This is a genomic window from Nostoc sp. (genome assembly GCF_036917375.1).
Classification (GTDB): domain Bacteria; phylum Cyanobacteriota; class Cyanobacteriia; order Cyanobacteriales; family Nostocaceae; genus Nostoc.
In genome coordinates, this window is record NZ_JBALDN010000056.1 from 161,725 (window position 1) to 180,613 (window position 18,889).

Here is an 18,889-nt window from a genome sequence, read left to right on the forward strand (position 1 = left end):
AACAAGCCCATGACCTTGGATAAACCTAATCAAGGTGCAACTTCCGAAGAATGTGCCGCTAGAGTAATGGAAACAGTTCCATTAGTGATGCGGTTTATCCGAGCGGATATGCGTGCCCATAGTGCCGCTTTTTTATCTATACCTCAATTGCGATCGCTAGCATTTATCAACCGTAATCCTGGTGCTTCATTATCTGACTTAGCAGAGCATTTAGGTGTCACCTCTGCCACGGCATCAGCAACCATAGAACGCTTGGTACAACGCGACTTCGTGAAACGGATTGCTCATCCTCAAGAGCGGCGGCGGGTGCTGCTCAATTTAACTGAAGATGGAAAACATCATCTCAAGCAATCCCAAGATCAAACTCGCGCTCATATTACCGACTTGCTAAAAGGTCTTTCAGAAGACCAAATTTCCAACATTGAAGAAGGCTTAACTCTACTAAAAAATGTCTTCGAGAAAACAGAACTCAAAGCCCCATAACTTTGAGGTTGCACAACACGATCCCTTTGCAGCCTTTAAGTTTCGAGACTATCGGCTATTTACCATTGGACGGCTGGTGCTGTTCGTGGGGTCGCAAATGCAAACTGTAGCGATTGGCTGGGAACTCTATGAGCGAACTAACTCAGCGATCGCTTTAGGTGGTGTAGGACTGGCGCAAGTCCTACCGATGATTATTCTCACCTTAATTGCCGGAGATGTTGCCGATCGCCGCGATCGCAAAGTGACCATGTTACTCTCGGTAATGTTGCTAGCCCTCTGCTCCCTAGCTTTAGGGGTACTTTCCTATACTCAGGGTGCAATTTTTCTAATTTACGCCTGTTTGGTATTAACGGGTGTAGCGAGGGCATTTCTTAAACCTGCCAGTGATGCTCTAATGTGGCAATTAATACCTGTCAGTGCTTTTACCAATGCAGCTACTTGGAATAGTAGTAGCTTTCAGTTAGCCGCAGTTATTGGCCCAGCCTTGGGGGGATTTGGAATTGCGCTGTTAGGAAGTGCTACAGGAGTTTATGTAGTAGCAGCGATCGCGGCTTTACTGTGTTTTATTTTAACGCTGGCGATCAAACAGCAAAAAGTCACTCGCGCAACCGAGCCAATTTCATTTAAAGCACTTGCAGCCGGTGCTCAATTTGTTTGGCAGAATCAGTTGATTTTAGCCGCGATTACATTAGATATGTTTGCAGTATTGTTGGGTGGTGCGATCGCGCTTCTCCCGATTTTTGCCAAAGATATTTTACACGTGGGGCCAGTGGAGTTGGGATATCTCCAAGCAGCTCACTCCATCGGTGCTTTGACTATGGCCATTACCCTGGCGTATTTACCACCATTACGTAAAGCAGGCCCAGCCTTATTGTGGTCAGTAGTTGGCTTTGGGGTTGTAACAATTATTTTTGGACTTTCTCGTTCCTTTTGGCTGTCTATGTTGATGCTGATCCTTGGTGGCGCACTAGATAGTATTAGCGTTGTGATTCGCCACACATTAGTTCAAATCAGAACACCAGATCATTTGCGTGGTCGAGTTGCTGCTATTAATAGCGTGTTTATTAGTGCCTCGAATGAATTAGGGGGCTTTGAATCAGGCTTGACTGCGGCTTTATTTGGCCCAATGATTTCCGTTGTGGGTGGTGGAATTGGCACAATTTTAGTAGTGATTGCTACAGCTATGATTTGGCCAGGAATTCGTAAGTTAGGAGCTTTGCAAGAGTATAAATAAATTTAAAATGGCAGTATTAGATGATGGAGTTATATCTACTAAGTCTTCCATAGATAATAAAAACCCCACCCTATGCAAAAGCTACAAAATTATAATTGTTATCTCTTGCTAGGATGGGATTTTTGTTTAGTGAAAGTTGCACATCACGTAATTAAAAGATAGATCAACCCAGACTTTTGAAATTATGTATAACTTGAATTTGCCCTTCAAGTTATATAATTGCCACTAAGCAGTTGGGCCACCACCAAAACTTGGTATACTGCCTCCGCTTGGAATACCATACTGAGAAGGATTGAAGCTATCAGCCGTTGGAATACCATACTTAGAAGGGTCGAAGCTATCAGCCGTTGGGATGCTAGAGCTACCTAAACTAAAGCTGCCTTCTTTTGGAATTCCATACTTATCAAAATCGAAGCTGTCAGCCGTTGGGATGCCAAAAGCGCCTCCAGATGCGAAAGGATCGCTGGGGTTGCTAGCCTGACCACCACTATTAACGGTATTACCAAAAACAGAATTTGAATCAGATGCCATTAGAGTTAATTCTCCTATTAGGACATAAATTTTGCTTCATTAATAAATATCAAAAAGCATAATTAAGCTTCATATATAGCTTTTTTATTCGTTTTTTAAATTGCTAATTTTGAGCTTTTTGGACTAAGCTACAGAGTGTTTTTATGAAATTTACTAACTTTAAAAAACACTAATCTAATAATTAATGCTATTTACCTAAAAAATATATAAAAAATCACCGATCTATACAATGAAAAATCTTTAGATGCTTATGTCAAATTTTTAGATGCTTTTTGTATTTAAATTTGCAGGGTAAACTCATTTAAATTTGTATAGATTGGACTTGACAAATGGGCTTCATGAATAGAAAGAGTATAATGCTGTATTTGAAAATTTCAAAGAACAGATTGCTCGTATACTTGGAAAGTTACCTAGAGTGGAAGGGCAACAAAGCTGTTCCTTGCCTGCTAAGTACAGCGTCTTGCTCAGAAGAATACAAAGAGACAAGCTACGTAGTACCTTTCATCGGGAATAAAAAGAAGAGATAAGTTAAGAATTATTCGACGCAAGTTTAGAGACAGTTAGTATTCTTAGTTACTATAATTGCCTTGCGGGTGTTTGAGATTAGCTCAAAGCATTTGAGTATAATAGTAGATATAAACATAAACCCTGTTTTTTGAATAAATATTATAAATTGTTTTTATAGGTAAGTATTATGAACAATAACCTTTCATTAGATCCTAGAAAAGGTTTTAACTTAGCTGAAACTTCAATGAATAAGGAGTCGCCTTTTGTAGAAAATGATGGATTGCTATTGTATAAAGATGGGTACAAGACTCCAGAATTTTTAAGCTCATCTTTTTGTATACATTTATTTGGTGAACGAGTGATCGTAGATCACTATGTACTATTGTTTCCTGATTCAGAAACTCTTACAGATTATGCTAAATCTCTGATTAACTATGATGCCAAAATCACTGAAGGCCCAGGAAAATGGCCTGATGATTTTTGTCCTGAGCAAAACCTATTGCCCGAAGATGCAAGTATGTACTTTCTCTCAGCCTTAATGCCGTCAGGAATGATTTTGGTACTCCTTGCGCCTAACGCCCCAAATGAACAGATTGCTAGCTTATTCCAGGAGCAAGGTTTTAATACTGTCCATCACGTTGCCATTCTTGTTGATGATATCTATACAGCAGCAGAAGTATGGCAGAAGAAAGGCTTTATTCCTCTGTCTCTAACTCCTCAAGAAGATGATTCCTTGTGCCAATGGTTTTTCCGTAACCGGGCAGGTCAAATTATAGAGCTAATCTGTCGGCGATGTATGGGTAAAGAGACTTTTTCCTGTGAGAATATTGCTGGTTTACGTCTTTCAGAATTGGCAGCCTAAATTTGTAATTCGTAATTCGTAATTATTTGGTTAAGTATGCTTCGCGCGACGGTGGTTAGCAGCTTGTAATAATAGAGATTCTGCAAAAGCGATCGCATCAGTTGCAGATTTACCACCAGCCAATTGCGCTAGTTCTTCCCGACGGGTGTTTAAGTTATCCAAGGTAGTAACTCTAACAACAGTACGCTGTTCGGCATTATCATTGTTAGCTTTTTTACCTTTGCCTTGATTAATAGTTTGCTTATCTACACGAAAATGCCGATCGGCCATTGCCGCAACTAAAGGTTGATGGGTAACACATAACACCTGGTTGCGTTGACTTAGCTGATATAATTTTTCCGCGATCGCTTGGGCGACTCTTCCCGAAACCCCGACATCAATTTCATCAAAAACCATTGTCCCAGCCACATCAACCTGAGAAAAACAAGCTTTCAGCGCCAGTAAAAAGCGGCTCATTTCCCCGCCAGAGGCAACCTCTGTTAAAGGTTGCAGTGGTTCTCCAGGGTTGGAACTAAACATAAAGGTAATTTTATCTGCTCCCATCGCAGTTGGGAAAGCTGGTAATATTTCAACCAGAAATTTCACCTTTTCCATCGCTAGGGGCTTGAGTTCAGCTATCAAACGTGATTCTAAATTGGCCGCCGCCTTACTCCGCAATTGAGTTAACTGATTACTTGCTTGGGTAAGTTTCTCAAAACAAGCCTTTTCTTGCTGTTCTAACTTTTCGATAGATTGTTCGCTGTCGTTAAGTTGGGCTAATTCTGCTTGGATACGTTGGTAGTAAGCGATCGCTTCTGTAAGTGTCGGCCCATACTTGCGGCAAATTTGCTTTAACTCCTGAATTCGTTCTTCTACCTCTTCCAATCGGTGCGGATCTGCTTCCAATCCATCCCCATAAGCATTAATCTGCCTTCCCACTTCCATTACGGCAGCTTGCGCGTCCCGTACCAATTCTAATAGGGGTTGTAGTTGGGTATCGTATTCCACCATGTCATTTAATATCGCCTCACTGTCTCCCAATAAATCACCTGCGGCGGGAGTTTCATGATCGTTTTGATACAAAGCTTGATAAACCTTGTAACTCATCTGTTGCAAATCGACGACATGATTCAGGCGTTCTCGTTCTTGTCCCAACTGTTCCAATTCATTAGGTTCGCTGATATTGGCTGCTCCCAATTCTTGCACTTGATAAGTGAGCAAGTCTAGTTGTTGCAACCGTTCCCGTTCTGATGTTCGGCGTTTTTCTAGTGCTAAATGCGCCTGTTGGTAATTACTAAAGCTCGTGGCGACTTTATGACGCTGCTGCATCAAGGAGTCGCCGCCATACAAATCTAACCAGTCCCGGACTTGGGCAGATTGTCCCACTTGCACAGTTTGACCTTGGGCGGTAATTTCCACCAAGCGATCGCGCATTCCTGCCATGATCTGCCGATTCACCAACACACCATTCACCCGCGATCGACTACGGACATTACTCGCAGTGGCTGTGATTTCTCGGCTAATGACTACAGAATTTTCATCAAGTAAATCTATTTCTTGTTCAGTCAACCAAGCTGCTAGGGGAGCGTTTGAGGTGAAAGTAGCTTCTACCATCGCCCGACTTGTCCCCGTGCGAATGACTCGACTAGAGACTTTACCGCCCAAAGCGGCATCAATGGCATCCAAGATAATCGATTTTCCAGCGCCGGTTTCACCTGTTAACACATTTAGTCCCGCGCCAAATTCTAATTCCAGTTGGTCAATGAGGGCAAAGTTTTCAATTCGCAGGCAAAGCAACATCAAGCCAAATTCTCCATGAGGGCAGATGCCAGATACTTCTAACTTACAAGACAATAAGTACGATCTTTCAGCAACTAGCAATACCTACTACTATTGAACTAGTATGCCCGTTTAAGTGTAGCAGACCTATTAGTACGAGGGAGCAGGAGAAGATGAGGAAGAAATAACCAATGCTCCATTTCCAATTCCCAATTTCTAAACATATTGTTACAATACTTAATGTGATCGTTCTGACTGGTGGCCTTCTTCATGATTGTTAAGACACTTCCCCCTAGTTCCCAACCGATTCAGGAGGACAGTCGCAACGGCACCAATCGCCGAGGCGACGAACCGGACGTTATTGATGTAGTGCCAGAAGATGCTACACCAAGCTTAGTTGTACGCTCGCCAAGACTTTTAGCAGCCCAAAAGGTGAGAATAGCATCCCAGCCTGAGACGCTTTACGATCCCGTGGGCATAGCGGCGCATTACCAAAATAGAAAAGTACAAGTTTTACGGCGGATTTTTGCCGTGTTGGGGCCAACTCTATCCTTTGTTTTTGGATTGTGGTCGGATAGTAAACGGGGAATTGTCGTCAAAAATGACCGCCGCCGAGCCACTCAGCTACGAGTATTGCTGACCCAATTAGGCCCAGCTTACATCAAAATTGGACAAGCTTTATCCACCAGACCCGATCTAGTTCCTCCCGTATACCTAGAAGAATTAACTAAACTACAAGACCAATTACCGCCTTTTCCCAACGAAATTGCTTACCAGTTTATCAAAGAAGAATTAGGCGCACCTCCAGAAGAGGTTTATGCCGAACTCTCAGCCCAGCCAATTGCTGCGGCTTCATTGGGGCAAGTGTATAAAGGCAAGCTAAAAACTGGTGAAGAAGTTGCTGTTAAAGTTCAACGCCCCGACTTAAGAGAGGGGATCACCATTGACTTGTATATCTTGCGTAACCTCGCGGCTTGGGTGCAGAAAAAGGTTAAAAAGGTAAGAAGTGACTTAGTTGGGATTCTCGATGAATTAGGCGATCGCATTTTTGAAGAGATGGATTACATCCATGAAGGTGAAAATGCGGAGCGATTTTTTGAGTTATACGGTCATATAAAAGACGTATACGTACCGAAAATTTACTGGGAATACACCAATCGCCGCGTCTTGACGATGGAGTGGATTAACGGCACTAAATTAACCCAGACAGAAGAAATTAGCGCCCAAGGGATAGATGCTCGTTATCTCATTGAAGTGGGTGTGCAGTGTTCCTTGCGCCAGCTGCTAGAACATGGATTTTTCCATGCAGATCCCCATCCTGGTAATTTGTTAGCGACAACCGATGGTAAGTTAGCTTATCTCGACTTTGGGATGATGAGCGAGATTAAGCCACCACAGCGTTATGGTTTGATCGAAGCGATCGTCCACGTAGTCAACCGCGACTTTGAAGGATTAGCAAAAGACTACGTGAAGTTAGATTTCTTATCACCAGAAACCGATTTAACACCAATTATCCCAGCTTTTGCCAGAGTTTTTGCTGATGCCCAAGGAGCCAGCGTTGCCGAACTCAACATTAAAAGCATTACCGATGAACTATCAGCTTTGATGTATGAGTATCCTTTCCGCGTACCGCCCTACTACGCCTTAATTATTCGTTCCCTTGTGACGCTTGAAGGTATTGCGATATATATAGATCCAAACTTTAAAGTTCTCAGCGAAGCTTATCCCTACGTTTCTAAACGCCTGTTAACAGATCCAGCACCGCAATTAAGAGCATCATTGCAAGATTTGCTATTTAAAGATGGCAGATTTCGCTGGAATCGCTTAGAAAACTTGTTAAAAAATGCGCGTAATAGTCAAGACTACGACTTTAATTTAGTGCTAAATCAGGGGATAGAATTTCTGTCATCTGAACGCGGTGCTTTTATTCGTGACAAGCTAGTAGATGAATCTGTTAACGGACTCGATGCTTTAGGTAAAAATGTTTTGCATAACTTTACCTCCTTGTTACGAGAACGGGTAGGATTGACAGCAGTTAATAAAACTCCAGCAGCTACAGTTGAGCAACAACAAACCTTGGAGCATATCAAACGTATATTAGGTATTCTCCGAGAAACAAGAGGCTTTGACCCAGTGCAAATTACATCCCAAATTGCTCAGTTATTGGTAAATTCAGATGTACAACGTTTAGGTCAACAAATTGCCAACCGCTTCACGCAGAAAGCTGTGGCCAGGTTAATTCGGCAATTATTGGCATCTTAGTAAAAGTTATGAGTTAAAAACTTTATTTAACTCATAAATCATTCATTCTAGCAACTATATAACCCAACTCTTCTAGCTTTTCTAAAACCTTAGTTGCACTTTGAGCAACGCTTTCCTGGTTAGTTTTGCATTCGACTTCAGGACAGAGTGGTATTTCATAAGGATCGTCAATACCAGTAAAGTGCTTAATTTCTCCTGCTCTTGCTTTTTTATATAACCCTTTTACGTCTCGCTGTTCACAAACTGCCAATGATGCGTTGACATAAACTTCAATGAAAAATGGAGTCATTTGGCGCACTTCTTCCCGAATCTCGCGGTATGGTGAAATAGCCGAAACCAATACAATGACATTATTTCTGGCAAGAAGTTGAGCTACAAAACCAATGCGCCGAATATTCTCCTCTCGATCCTCTTTACTGAAACCCAATCCTTTGCATAGGTTTTGACGCACCGCATCACCGTCTAGAACTTCAACTCTGTATCCCTGTATCCGCAGTTCCTTCTCCACAAATTGACAGATAGTAGTTTTACCAGCACCACTCAGACCAGTGAACCATACTGTCACACCACACTCTTGTTGTCTCATCCTACTTTCGTCGTAAATTTTAAATGGCACACTAAAAAAGCTTTTTTATGTAATTGTGGGTCAAATAGTAATTTTATTTTTATAATCCTTTTGTAGCAGGAATTTCAGCAATTGCAAGGCACTTTATGTCAACCTTGCTACTTTTACCTCTACTGATTTCAAGTGAAAAATCGCATAGTTATACGTATTTCGGCTAAATATTTAATACGAAGAATGGCAATGTATACGACGGGCTACATCTACGCATTTTCTCTACTTTAACAACGCAATTTGCCGTTATAGTAACAAAACTTGCCGATCGAGTTTTTAAATTATTGAAGTTTTAACTAATTTTTACATTCAGTATATATACAGTTTATTTTTAAATAGAAAAGTCTTTATTATAACAGTAGATTACCAAACAATATTTACCGCTAGGACATTATAAAAAACTAAGTTCAAAATATCCGCAAAGTTAGATCCAGTGCAGCTTTATGGCGGCACGACCTATTTTCTGGGGTCGATTCCTTCAGGTACTGTTTCTGGTACAAGCTTGTTTATTGACAATGATGGCACACTTAGTTGTCTATGTCATCAATTCTGAAAGTTTCGTAGTGAACGATTTATTAGTCAATTTCAAGGGTTTTAGCCCTGACTACAAACTTTCACAACTCATCAAAACTAATGGCATCAATCACTAGTACACTCTGGCATAAATTTGTTCACCTTTAATCAGTTGCTCAGAGCAACTTGTCTACTTATTGATGTGATACCTGGATTTACGCCATGCTGTACTAGTGCTTTGTGCCAGCAATTTTCGGGGTTCGTAGTTGGTGATTTACAGCTCAATTTTAAGGGCTGGAGCCACTGAGTATATTTTGTATTTAACTAAGTCTAAAGTTCCTCAACAAAATTTGAAATTTATTTCAACTGATTTATGTTGTCCACTTTTCCTACTACTGCGCCAGAAGAGAATAACTTAATTCAATGTGATGCTGATGGGGGATTTATTTCCTGGCTAAGTCAAGCCGGAGGTTCAATTGCCATCACCACCTACCAAGCTGGAAAACTGGCACTAGTAGGCTGGAATGGGGAACAGATAACCATGCTGTTACGCCAATTTTCTAAACCAATGGGATTGGCAGTGAATGGTTCACGACTGGCACTGGCTACCCATCACGAAGTCTGTTTATTAGCAAATGCCCCCGCCTTAGCTTATGAGTTTTTAGAAGACCAGCCTGGACGCTACGATGCCCTTTATCTGCCACGGATGACATATTTTACAGGCGACCTTAATATTCACGACCTGGAATTTGGCAGAGAAGGGCTGTGGATTGTCAACACCCGCTTTTCGTGTCTTTCTGCTTTGAGTCCAGACTTTAGCTTTGTACCGCGCTGGCATCCGAAATTTATTTCTGAAGTAGTGCCAGAAGACCGATGTCACCTGAATGGATTAGCGATGGTGGATGGCAAACCCAAGTATGTGACTGCCCTCGGTGCGACAGATACCGTTGGGGGATGGCGTCCGGGTAAAGCCAACGGTGGAGTCTTAGTGGAAGTAGAGAGCAGTGAAATTATTGTAAATGGATTATCAATGCCCCATTCCCCGATTTGGCATGACGGGTTTTTGTGGTTACTCAACTCTGGTGCAGGGGAAATATGGCGCATTCATCCAGAATCAGGAGACCAACAAGTAGTTTGTGTACTACCTGGATTTCTGCGGGGGTTGTGCTGCGTCGGGTATTACGCTCTAGTCGGACTATGCCAGATTCGGGAACGGCATATTTTCGGAGGGTTGCCCATAACCCAAAGGTTTGAGAAGTTGCTCTGTGGCGTGGCAGTTGTGGATTTACGAAATGGGCAACAGGTGGGAATGCTGAAGTTCACCGCAGGCTGTCAAGAACTTTATGATGTACAGTTTCTTGCTGGTGTACAGCGTCCGATGGTTTTGAATCAGGAACGAAAAGAAATCCGCCAAGCATTTACTGCACCAGAGTTGAATTATTGGCTGCGACCGAGTGCAGTGATTCCTAATGACTAAGAAATCTGTTTAATCAGGCCGTAATTGTTGAAATCAAATTTTTAGTTTTTTCAGAGGTTTTTTCATGAATGAATTCAAAGTCAATACTTACACCAACAATAATCAAATTAATCCCGCAGTCGCAATGGATGCTGATGGGGACTTCATCATTTCTTGGACTAGCAATGGTCAAGATGGGTTTGGCGATGAGATATATGCCCAACGGTACAACAAGACTGGGGAGGCTCAAGGAAACGAATTCCGAGTCAATTCCAATATCAACGGCAATCAATCTAACTCTACAGTAGCGATCGATGCCACTGGGGACTTTGTTATTTCCTGGCAAAGCCAAGACGCGTCTGGCTCTGGCATATATGCCCAACGCTACAACAGTTCTGGGACAGCTATTGGGGGCGAATTTCAGGTCAATGCCTCCACTAACAATAAGCGAATTAACCCCACAGTAGCGATGGATGGAGCGGGGGACTTTGTTATTTCCTGGCAAAGCGATGGTCAGGACGGGTCTGGTTATGGGATATATGCCCAACGTTACAACAGTGCTGGGGTGGCTGTTGGAGGCGAATTTCAGGTCAATACCTACACCAGTGGCTATCAAAATAACCCCACAATAGCGATGGATGCAGCAGGAGACTTTGTTATTTCCTGGCAAAGCTATTATCAGGATGGGGGGGATGGCTATGGGATATATGCCCAACGCTACAACAGTTCTGGGGCAGTTGGGGGGGAATTTCAGGTCAATACCTACACCACCAGCAGTCAATCTAACCCTACAGTAGCGATGGATGCAGCAGGGGACTTTGTTATTTCCTGGCAAAGCGATGGTCAGGACGGCTCTAGCAGTGGGATATATGCCCAACGCTACAGCAGTGCTGGGGTGGCTCAAGGAAACGAATTCCAAGTCAATTTCAATACCAACGGCAATCAATCTAACCCCACAGTAGCAATAGATGCCACAGGGAACTTTGTCATTTCCTGGACTAGCAATGACGATGGTCAGGACGGGTCTAGCAGTGGGATATATGCCCAACGCTACAACAGTGCTGGGGTGGCTGTTGGGGGCGAATTTCAGGTCAATACCTACATCACCAACACTCAAAAAAACCCTACAGTAGCGATGGATGCAGGGGGGGACTTTGTAATTTCTTGGCAAAGTGATGGCCAGGACAAGTCTGGTTATGGGATATATGCCCAACTAAACAACAACAGTGGGGCTCCCCCGACAATCACCCCTAGTTCTGCCTCTGCCCTAACATACACTGAAAACGCCACCACAGCCATTGACTCAGGCATCACCGTCAGCGACACAGACTCCCCTAACCTGGCTAGTGCCATCGTCAGGATTACCAGTGGTTTTGTCTCTGCTCAAGACATCCTCGCCTTCACTAACCAAAATGGGATTACGGGCAGCTACAACAGCACCACAGGTGTTTTAACCTTAACTGGCAGTTCCACTGTTGCTAACTATCAAGCAGCACTACGTTCTATTACTTATACCAACAACAGTGATAACCCCAGTACTACACCTCGTACCATCAGCTTTATAGTTAATGATGGGACTGCTAATAGTACTGCCGTTACCCGGAATATTAATATTACCGCAGTGAATGATGCACCTGTTGCTACTGCCACCAACTCTGCCCTGGCATACACCGAGAAGGCCACTACAGTCATTGACTCAGGCATCACCGTCAGCGACTTAGACTCCTCCAACCTAGCTAGTGCCACCGTCAGCATTACCAGTGGTTTCGCCTCTGCTGAAGACATCCTCGCCTTCACTAACCAAAATGGAATTACGGGCAGCTACAACAGCACCACAGGTGTTTTAACCTTAACTGGCAGTTCCACCGTTGCTAACTATCAAGCAGCACTACGTTCTATTACTTATACCAACAACAGTGATAACCCCAATACTACACCTCGTACCATCAGCTTTATAGTTAATGATGGCGCTGCTAATAGTACTGCCGTTACCCGGAATATTAATATTACGGCAGTGAATGATGCACCTGTTGCTACTGCAACCAACTCTGCCCTGGCATACACTGAAAACGCCACTACAGTCATTGACTCAGGTATCACCGTCAGCGACTTAGACTCCTCCAACCTAGCTAGTGCCACCGTCAGGATTACCAGTGGTTTTGTCTCTGCTCAAGACATCCTCGCCTTTACTAACCAAAATGGGATTACGGGCAGCTACAACAGCACCACAGGTGTTTTAACCTTAACTGGCAGTTCCACTGTTGCTAACTATCAAGCAGCACTACGTTCTATTACTTATACCAACAACAGTGATAACCCCAGTCTTACACCTCGCACCGTCAGCTTTGTAGTTAATGATGGTACGGCTAATAGTACTGCCGTTAGCCGCAATATTAATATTACGGCAGTAAATGATGCGCCTGTTGCTGTTAACGATAATATCACCACAAACAAAAACACACCTATCATCATTAATGCTACGACTTTGTTGAGCAATGATACAGATGCGGACAATGACGTATTGAGCATTACTGGTTTTACCCAACCTAGCCAAGGAAGCTTAGTTAACAACGCTGATGGTACTTACACTTATACTCCTGCCGAAAACTATTATGGCTCTGACGGCTTTACTTATACTATAAGCGATGGTCACGGAGGCAGTAGTGCTGCTACCGTCAACTTAACCATTAATCAATACAACCTAATTAATGGTACTTCAGGTGCAGACAGCCTGAATGGTACAGCGATCATGGATATTATCTCAGGATTGCTAGGCAATGATACGCTCAACGGACTAGGTGATAACGACACGCTTGATGGCGGCGATGGAAATGATTTCTTAGATGGTGGTACAGGTAACGATAGTCTCATTGGTGGTAAAGGCAATGACACTTATATTGTGGACACCATTAGCGACACTATTATTGAATCTACTAGTGCAGGTACGGATTTAGTCAAGTCTTCGGTGAGTTGGGTATTGGGAAATAATCTGGAAAACTTGACTCTGACTGGAACCGACGCAATTAATGGTACTGGTAACAGCCTTAATAACATCTTGATTGGAAATACTGGTGCGAACATCTTGAGCGGAGAAGGTGGTAATGACACCTTATTGGGTGATGCAGGTAATGACACTTTGTTAGGCGGTGCAGGTAATGACACCTTGGATGGAGGTTTGGGAGCTGATAGTCTCATTGGTGGAGCCGGCAATGATATCTACACCGTAGACAACCTCAGCGATATTATTGTCGAAGGTTTAAATGCAGGCACTGATTTAGTTAAGTCTTCCGTGAGTTTTGTGTTAGCAGATAACGTGGAAAACTTGACCCTGACTGGAACCGACGCTATCGATGGTACTGGTAACAGCCTTAATAACATCCTGCTTGGAAATACTGGTGCTAATAAGTTGAGCGGAGGAGATGGTAACGATAGTCTCTTTGGTAGCTCAGGCAATGACACATTATTGGGTGGTGCAGGTAATGACACCTTGGATGGAGGTTTAGGATCTGACAGTTTTGATGGTGGAGTAGGCAATGACATTTATACTGTAGATAACCTGAACGATTCTATTACTGAAGGCTTAAATGCAGGCATAGATTTAGTTAAGTCTTCGGTGAGTTGGGTGTTGGCAGATAACGTGGAAAACTTGACCCTGACTGGAACCGGAGCTATCGATGGTACTGGTAACAGCCTTAATAACATCCTGATTGGAAATACTGGTGCTAATAAGTTGAGCGGGGGAGATGGTAACGATAGCCTCTTTGGTAGTTCAGGTAATGACAGCTTGTTAGGCGGTGCAGGCGATGATACTTTGGATGGTGGTGTAGGAATTGATACTCTCAATGGTGGAGTTGGCAATGACATTTACATCGTAGATAATCTCGGCGATATTATTATTGCCGAAGGCTTAAATTTAGGCACAGATTTAGTCAAGTCTGCTGTGAATTGGGTATTAGGAGAGAACTTTGAGAACTTGACCCTGACTGGAAGCGCGACAATTGGTACTGGTAACAGCCTTGATAACATCCTGGTCGGAAATGCTGCTGCGAACACCTTGACCGGAGGAGATGGTAACGATAGCCTTTTTGGTAGCTCAGGCAATGATACCTTGTTGGGTGGTACAGGCGATGACACCTTGGATGGAGGTACAGGAATTGATAGTCTCAATGGTGGAGTCGGCAATGACACTTATACCGTAGACAGTGTTAGCGATATTATTGTTGAAGGCTTAAATGCAGGCACAGATTTAGTTAACTCTTCGGTAAATTGGGTCTTGGGAGATAACCTAGAGAATTTGACCCTGATTGGAACTGGGGCAATCACTGCTACTGGTAACGGCCTTAATAACATCTTGATTGGAAATACTGGTGCTAATACGTTATCAGGAGGAGATGGTAATGATAACCTCTTTGGTAGTTCAGGTAATGACAGCTTATTAGGCGGTGTAGGAAACGATAGCCTCTTTGGTGGAATTGGTAAAGATACGCTGACTGGTGGAGCTGGACAAGATAGCTTATATCTGACTGATACCCGCACTGGAGGCTATGATACCATTACTGATTTTACTGTTGGAGATGATACTATCTTCATTTCTAAGGCGGAATTTGGACTGAGCCAATCTCAGGATACGACACTCGATCCGGGCTTGTTCCGACTTGGTACGATCGCTACAGCTGCAAGCGATCGCTTCATCTACGATCAAACTACGGGGAACCTATTCTTTGATAAAGATGGGATTGGTAGCGTTGCAAAAGTTCAGATAGCCCTGTTCTCAAATAAAGCAGTGCTTAGTAGTGCAAATATTACTGTGATTGCTTAACTAAAGCTAGCTATAGCTAGCATTAGTAAATTACCCAGTAAGAGATAAATCAACTCTTGCTGGGTAATTTGTCATAAATACACACTTGAGTGCAACATCACTGCAAACTTTTAACTTTCCTCTTGGGAATAACTATTTTTCTCGCGTTTGAGGCTTTCTTCTAAGGCTTGAATTTGTTCGCGTCTGGCTTCCAACTCTAAGGAACGTCTTGCTAAGTCTTGGTTTTGCAACGTCAGGGATTGTCGCCAATGTTCTGCTCGTTCAGCCTCATGCTGCAAAAATTCTGGGGTAATGCCGATGGTGAGGTAGCTTTGTACCAGATGCAGTACCCAGTTAGTGGCGTCTTCTAGTCTTTCAATATCGCCTGTAGCAGAAAGTTCGACTAGAACAAGCAAGTTCTCACTCATGATCTTTCCCTTTCCCAGCAGAATGAAAGCTTCTTCGGGAATTATCGCCCACAAGTTATCAGCTTCTTGACGCGCCAATAAGCGTAACTGGTGCTGGTCTAAAAAATCGTTTTTACGCACCTGGGCTAGATATAGCATGAGGGTCGCTTCGCTCCAATTCAAAATTCAAAATTCAAAAAATTTTAATAAAAAATAAGTGCCAGAACGGATATTTGGATCTTGTTAATTGGTAATGGGTAATTGGGAATTATTAACACTTCCATTACCCATTACAGTTATCCTAAGCCACGCAGGCTATGCCTACATTAACCCCTTAAGGCGATCGCGCAAAATTTCAGCTTGCTTCTGTGCTTCTGCTAAGGCATCACGCGCCCCTTGTACCACGTCAGCCCTAGCTCTATCTACGAAACTAGGATTGTTTAATCTGGTACTCAGGGATTGAACTTCGGCTTCAGCTTTACTCAAGCTTTTTTCTAGCTTGGCACGCACAGCTTCAATATCTACCACACCGCTTAGAGGAATTAGCACCTGTATTGTACCAATTACACCTGCGATCGCATTTTCTGATTCTTGTGGTTGTTCTAATTCTGTCTGCGGGAAAAAGCGTCTCCATAAACTTTGTCTTGCTTGAGCAGTGAGTAAATTTTGGCTAACAAACCACGCTGTGTAACCAAAACCAACTAATTCAAAGAAAGTTCCGGCGATTGGAATGTCATCAATGGCATTTCCCGCAGCTAAAGCCACTCTACCAAAGACAATGGCCACGATAATTAAGCCAATTGTCTTCAAACCTCTTTGAGGTTTTTTCGCAGTAACAGTTTGGTTTTCTTGTTTGTCGGTAATAGTTAAAGTCTCAACCTTAGCCAAATCTTTAATATAAGACTGTCCAGCAGTGAGAATTTCCCGCTCCTTTTCACTTTCAGTTTGCAAATTCGCTGTCACTTTTACCCCTGGCTTAATATCCGCTTCTGCGCGCAAATTCCGAATTGTGCGGATAGTAGCAACCAGTAATTCAAACTGTTCTTCTAAAGCTTGATCAATTAGGTTTGCATCTATCTGGGGATATAGTTGCAATGGTAAAGTTTGCAGTGAATCTGCTGGTTGTTGGGTGAGAGTTTGCCAAATTTCTTCGGTAATATGAGGCATCAACGGATGAAGCAGTTTTAAAATTCCTTCCAATATATAGCCGAGAGTTTGCTGTGCTACCCGCCGTGATACTGGGTCGGCATCTGCTTGCAATCTAGATTTCACTAGTTCAATATACTGGTCGCAGAAATCACCCCAGATAAACTCATAGAGTCCTTTTGCTGCTTCGCCTAAACCGTAATTATCAATGTAATTCGTGGTTTGTTTAATAACTTGATGATACCGCGAGATAATCCAGCGATCGCTCAATTCTGTGGCTACTGGATTTCCCAATTGTTGCGGCGTCTGTCCATCCAAATTCATCATTACAAACCGGGCAGCATTCCACAACTTATTTGCAAAGTTGCGGGATGCCTCTACAGATGCTGATTCATCCTTTTTGCGATCGTATTCTAAGCGGATATCTTGACCAGCGCCAGCTACTTCTCTAATTAAGGTATACCGCAGGGCATCAGTACCATATTTGTCAATTAATAACAATGGGTCAATGCCATTACCTTTGGTCTTTGACATCTTCTGACCTTTTTCATCCAGCACTAAGCCATGAATGTAAACTGTTTGAAAAGGCATTTGCTGCGTAAAATGCCCAGCCATCATGGTCATTCTGGCTACCCAGAAAAAGATGATATCAAAGCCTGTCACCAAAGTAGTAGTCGGGTAGTAAGTTGCTAAATCTTGAGTTTGTTCTGGCCAGCCCAAAGTCGAAAACGGCCAAAGTCCAGAAGAAAACCAAGTATCCAGCACATCTGGATCTTGTTCTAGCTTGACATTTTCGCCAAATTGTAATTTAGCTTTTTCCCAAGCTTCGGTTTCCGACTTTGCCACTACAAACGGCGTATTATCGGTAATTTGTCCATCCGTTTCACTGATAGCGTACCAAGCTGGAATTTGGTGTCCCCACCATAATTGGCGAGAGATACACCAATCAGTGAGTTTTACTAGCCAATCACGATAGACTTTTGTCCAGCGTTGGGGGACAAACTCTGGAGAAGTTTGCTGGTCGAGGAATTCGAGAGTGTTGTCAGCTAGAGGGCGAATTTTGACGAACCACTGAGTCGAGAGGAGGGGTTCAATAGGTACTTTACCGCGATCGCTATAGGGAACGGTATGCTTATAATCTTCGATCTTTACCAAAAAGCCATCTGCTTCTAGGCGAGAAACCACATTTTTTCTAGCAACAAAACGGTCTTGTCCTTGAAACTCCCCGGCATTGGCGTTGAGAGTGCCGTCTTTGTTCATAATGTTAATTAACGGCAGATTGTGACGCTTACCCATGTCAAAATCGTTCGGGTCATGGGCGGGAGTTATTTTCACGCAACCCGTGCCGAAAGTGGGATCAACATATTCATCGCCAATAATGGGAATTTCTCGTTGTAGAATGGGCAGAGTGAGAGTTTTGCCGATGAGATGTTTGTAGCGATCGTCATTGGGATTAACTGCTACAGCCGTATCACCCAGCATAGTTTCTGGTCGAGTTGTCGCCACTTCTACAAAACCGGAACCATCCGTGAGGGGATAGCGGAAGTGCCAGAGATTTCCATTTACTTCTTGATTTTCCACTTCTACGTCAGACACCGCCGACTGAGAAGCAGGACACCAGTTAACTAAATATTCACCACGATAAATTAAGCCTTCCTCGTAAAGACGAGTAAATGCCTCCACAACAGCCTTAGATAAACCCTCATCCAGGGTAAACCTTTCCCGTGACCAGTCCACAGAGACACCCAAGCGGCGTAGCTGATTAAGAATTGTTCCCTCAGACTCCGCCTTCCATTGCCAAGCGCGTTCTAGGAATTTTTCGCGCCCCAATTCGTAGCGAGTCTTACCCTCTTTTTTGAGTTGCTTTTCCAGCATAGTATGCACAGCAATGCTGGCGTGGTCAGTTCCGGGTAGCCATAGGGTATTGCGCCCCTGCATCCGGTGGTAGCGCACGAGGGTATCAATCAACGCACTTTCAAAAGCATGACCCATGTGCAAACTGCCAGTGACATTCGGCGGTGGAATGACGATGCAGTAGGGTTCGCCGCCTTTGTTGGGGTCAGCTTTGTAAACTTGGTTGTCTTCCCAGAATTTTTGCCACTTGGCTTCAGTGGAAAAGGGGTCGTAGAGACTGGGGAGATTGGGAATAGTTGCGGTCATGCTGGGCAAACTAACTATGGAAGGACTCTAATAAATTTTGCCACAGGGTTGGAGAGGGTTTGTTTAGCAATTCTCTAAATCGTGGATATACCCTGAAAAAATCTATCTGGAAATGCGAAATCTATTTTTGACCTTTGTAGTTATCTTGCATAAATT

The 18,889-nt window shown here is 43.2% G+C and carries 12 protein-coding genes; 7 read left to right on the top strand and 5 right to left on the bottom strand.

Annotated elements, in window-relative coordinates; translation table 11 throughout:
* The first annotated feature begins 9 nt into the window (after positions 1-9).
* Together V7K45_RS15005 and V7K45_RS15010 are read left to right on the top strand one after the other, a co-directional pair.
* Entirely contained in the window at positions 10-483 is a 474-nt protein-coding gene (locus tag V7K45_RS15005) for a MarR family winged helix-turn-helix transcriptional regulator (protein ID WP_012410989.1), read from the top strand.
* Entirely contained in the window at positions 449-1,717 is a 1,269-nt protein-coding gene (locus V7K45_RS15010) for an MFS transporter (RefSeq protein ID WP_335004664.1), read from the top strand. The genes V7K45_RS15005 and V7K45_RS15010 overlap by 35 nt, the downstream gene beginning before the upstream one ends.
* A gap of 225 nt (positions 1,718-1,942) precedes the next feature.
* Here V7K45_RS15010 and V7K45_RS15015 read toward each other — a convergent pair whose 3' ends face one another.
* Positions 1,943-2,248 carry a hypothetical protein gene (locus V7K45_RS15015; RefSeq protein WP_335004666.1) on the bottom strand — a complete coding sequence of 102 codons (306 nt, stop codon included), beginning with the start codon at positions 2,246-2,248 and terminating at the stop codon, positions 1,943-1,945.
* Between the two features lie 694 nt (positions 2,249-2,942).
* Here V7K45_RS15015 and V7K45_RS15020 point away from each other — a divergent pair.
* Entirely contained in the window at positions 2,943-3,617 is a 675-nt protein-coding gene (locus V7K45_RS15020) for a hypothetical protein (RefSeq protein ID WP_335004668.1), read from the top strand.
* A gap of 30 nt (positions 3,618-3,647) precedes the next feature.
* On the opposite strand, the gene recN is transcribed toward V7K45_RS15020, so the two are convergent.
* Positions 3,648-5,396: a DNA repair protein RecN gene (recN, locus tag V7K45_RS15025; RefSeq protein ID WP_335004670.1), complete on the bottom strand. Its 1,749-nt coding sequence runs from the start codon at positions 5,394-5,396 to the stop codon at positions 3,648-3,650.
* 249 nt (positions 5,397-5,645) lie between these two features.
* On the opposite strand from recN, the gene V7K45_RS15030 reads away from it, so the two are divergent.
* Entirely contained in the window at positions 5,646-7,637 is a 1,992-nt protein-coding gene (locus V7K45_RS15030) for an ABC1 kinase family protein (RefSeq protein ID WP_335004672.1), read from the top strand.
* Positions 7,638-7,668: 31 nt separating this feature from the next.
* Here V7K45_RS15030 and cysC read toward each other — a convergent pair whose 3' ends face one another.
* Entirely contained in the window at positions 7,669-8,241 is a 573-nt protein-coding gene (cysC, locus tag V7K45_RS15035) for an adenylyl-sulfate kinase (RefSeq protein ID WP_335004745.1), read from the bottom strand.
* Between the two features lie 455 nt (positions 8,242-8,696).
* On the opposite strand from cysC, the gene V7K45_RS15040 reads away from it, so the two are divergent.
* From V7K45_RS15040 to V7K45_RS15050, 3 genes are all read left to right on the top strand, one after another.
* Positions 8,697-8,903: a hypothetical protein gene (locus V7K45_RS15040; protein WP_335004674.1), complete on the top strand. Its 207-nt coding sequence runs from the start codon at positions 8,697-8,699 to the stop codon at positions 8,901-8,903.
* A 236-nt stretch (positions 8,904-9,139) separates the two neighbouring features.
* The gene (locus V7K45_RS15045) at positions 9,140-10,243 is read left to right on the top strand and encodes a TIGR03032 family protein (protein ID WP_335004677.1); all 1,104 of its coding nucleotides are present in this window, start codon (positions 9,140-9,142) and stop codon (positions 10,241-10,243) included.
* Between the two features lie 64 nt (positions 10,244-10,307).
* Positions 10,308-15,041: a beta strand repeat-containing protein gene (locus tag V7K45_RS15050; RefSeq protein ID WP_335004679.1), complete on the top strand. Its 4,734-nt coding sequence runs from the start codon at positions 10,308-10,310 to the stop codon at positions 15,039-15,041.
* Positions 15,042-15,151: 110 nt separating this feature from the next.
* Here V7K45_RS15050 and V7K45_RS15055 read toward each other — a convergent pair whose 3' ends face one another.
* Both V7K45_RS15055 and V7K45_RS15060 read right to left on the bottom strand, forming a co-directional pair.
* Complete coding sequence (locus V7K45_RS15055) at positions 15,152-15,586, bottom strand: hypothetical protein (protein ID WP_335004682.1); 435 nt, start codon at positions 15,584-15,586, stop codon at positions 15,152-15,154.
* 162 nt (positions 15,587-15,748) lie between these two features.
* On the bottom strand, positions 15,749-18,733 hold the full coding sequence (locus tag V7K45_RS15060; protein WP_335004684.1) for a valine--tRNA ligase: 2,985 nt from the start codon (positions 18,731-18,733) through the stop codon (positions 15,749-15,751).
* Positions 18,734-18,889 lie beyond the last annotated feature (156 nt).

What these genes read in the sequence shown, in the direction of transcription:
- V7K45_RS15005 (WP_012410989.1), top strand. Translation starts at nt 10, where the DNA reads ATGACCTTGGATAAACCTAATCAAGGTGCAACTTCCGAAGAATGTGCC.
- V7K45_RS15010 (WP_335004664.1), top strand. Translation starts at nt 449, where the DNA reads ATGTCTTCGAGAAAACAGAACTCAAAGCCCCATAACTTTGAGGTTGCA.
- V7K45_RS15015 (WP_335004666.1), bottom strand. Translation starts at nt 2,248, where the DNA reads ATGGCATCTGATTCAAATTCTGTTTTTGGTAATACCGTTAATAGTGGT.
- V7K45_RS15020 (WP_335004668.1), top strand. Translation starts at nt 2,943, where the DNA reads ATGAACAATAACCTTTCATTAGATCCTAGAAAAGGTTTTAACTTAGCT.
- recN (WP_335004670.1), bottom strand. Translation starts at nt 5,396, where the DNA reads ATGTTGCTTTGCCTGCGAATTGAAAACTTTGCCCTCATTGACCAACTG.
- V7K45_RS15030 (WP_335004672.1), top strand. Translation starts at nt 5,646, where the DNA reads ATGATTGTTAAGACACTTCCCCCTAGTTCCCAACCGATTCAGGAGGAC.
- V7K45_RS15040 (WP_335004674.1), top strand. Translation starts at nt 8,697, where the DNA reads ATGGCGGCACGACCTATTTTCTGGGGTCGATTCCTTCAGGTACTGTTT.
- V7K45_RS15045 (WP_335004677.1), top strand. Translation starts at nt 9,140, where the DNA reads ATGTTGTCCACTTTTCCTACTACTGCGCCAGAAGAGAATAACTTAATT.
- V7K45_RS15050 (WP_335004679.1), top strand. Translation starts at nt 10,308, where the DNA reads ATGAATGAATTCAAAGTCAATACTTACACCAACAATAATCAAATTAAT.
- V7K45_RS15055 (WP_335004682.1), bottom strand. Translation starts at nt 15,586, where the DNA reads ATGCTATATCTAGCCCAGGTGCGTAAAAACGATTTTTTAGACCAGCAC.
- V7K45_RS15060 (WP_335004684.1), bottom strand. Translation starts at nt 18,733, where the DNA reads ATGACCGCAACTATTCCCAATCTCCCCAGTCTCTACGACCCCTTTTCC.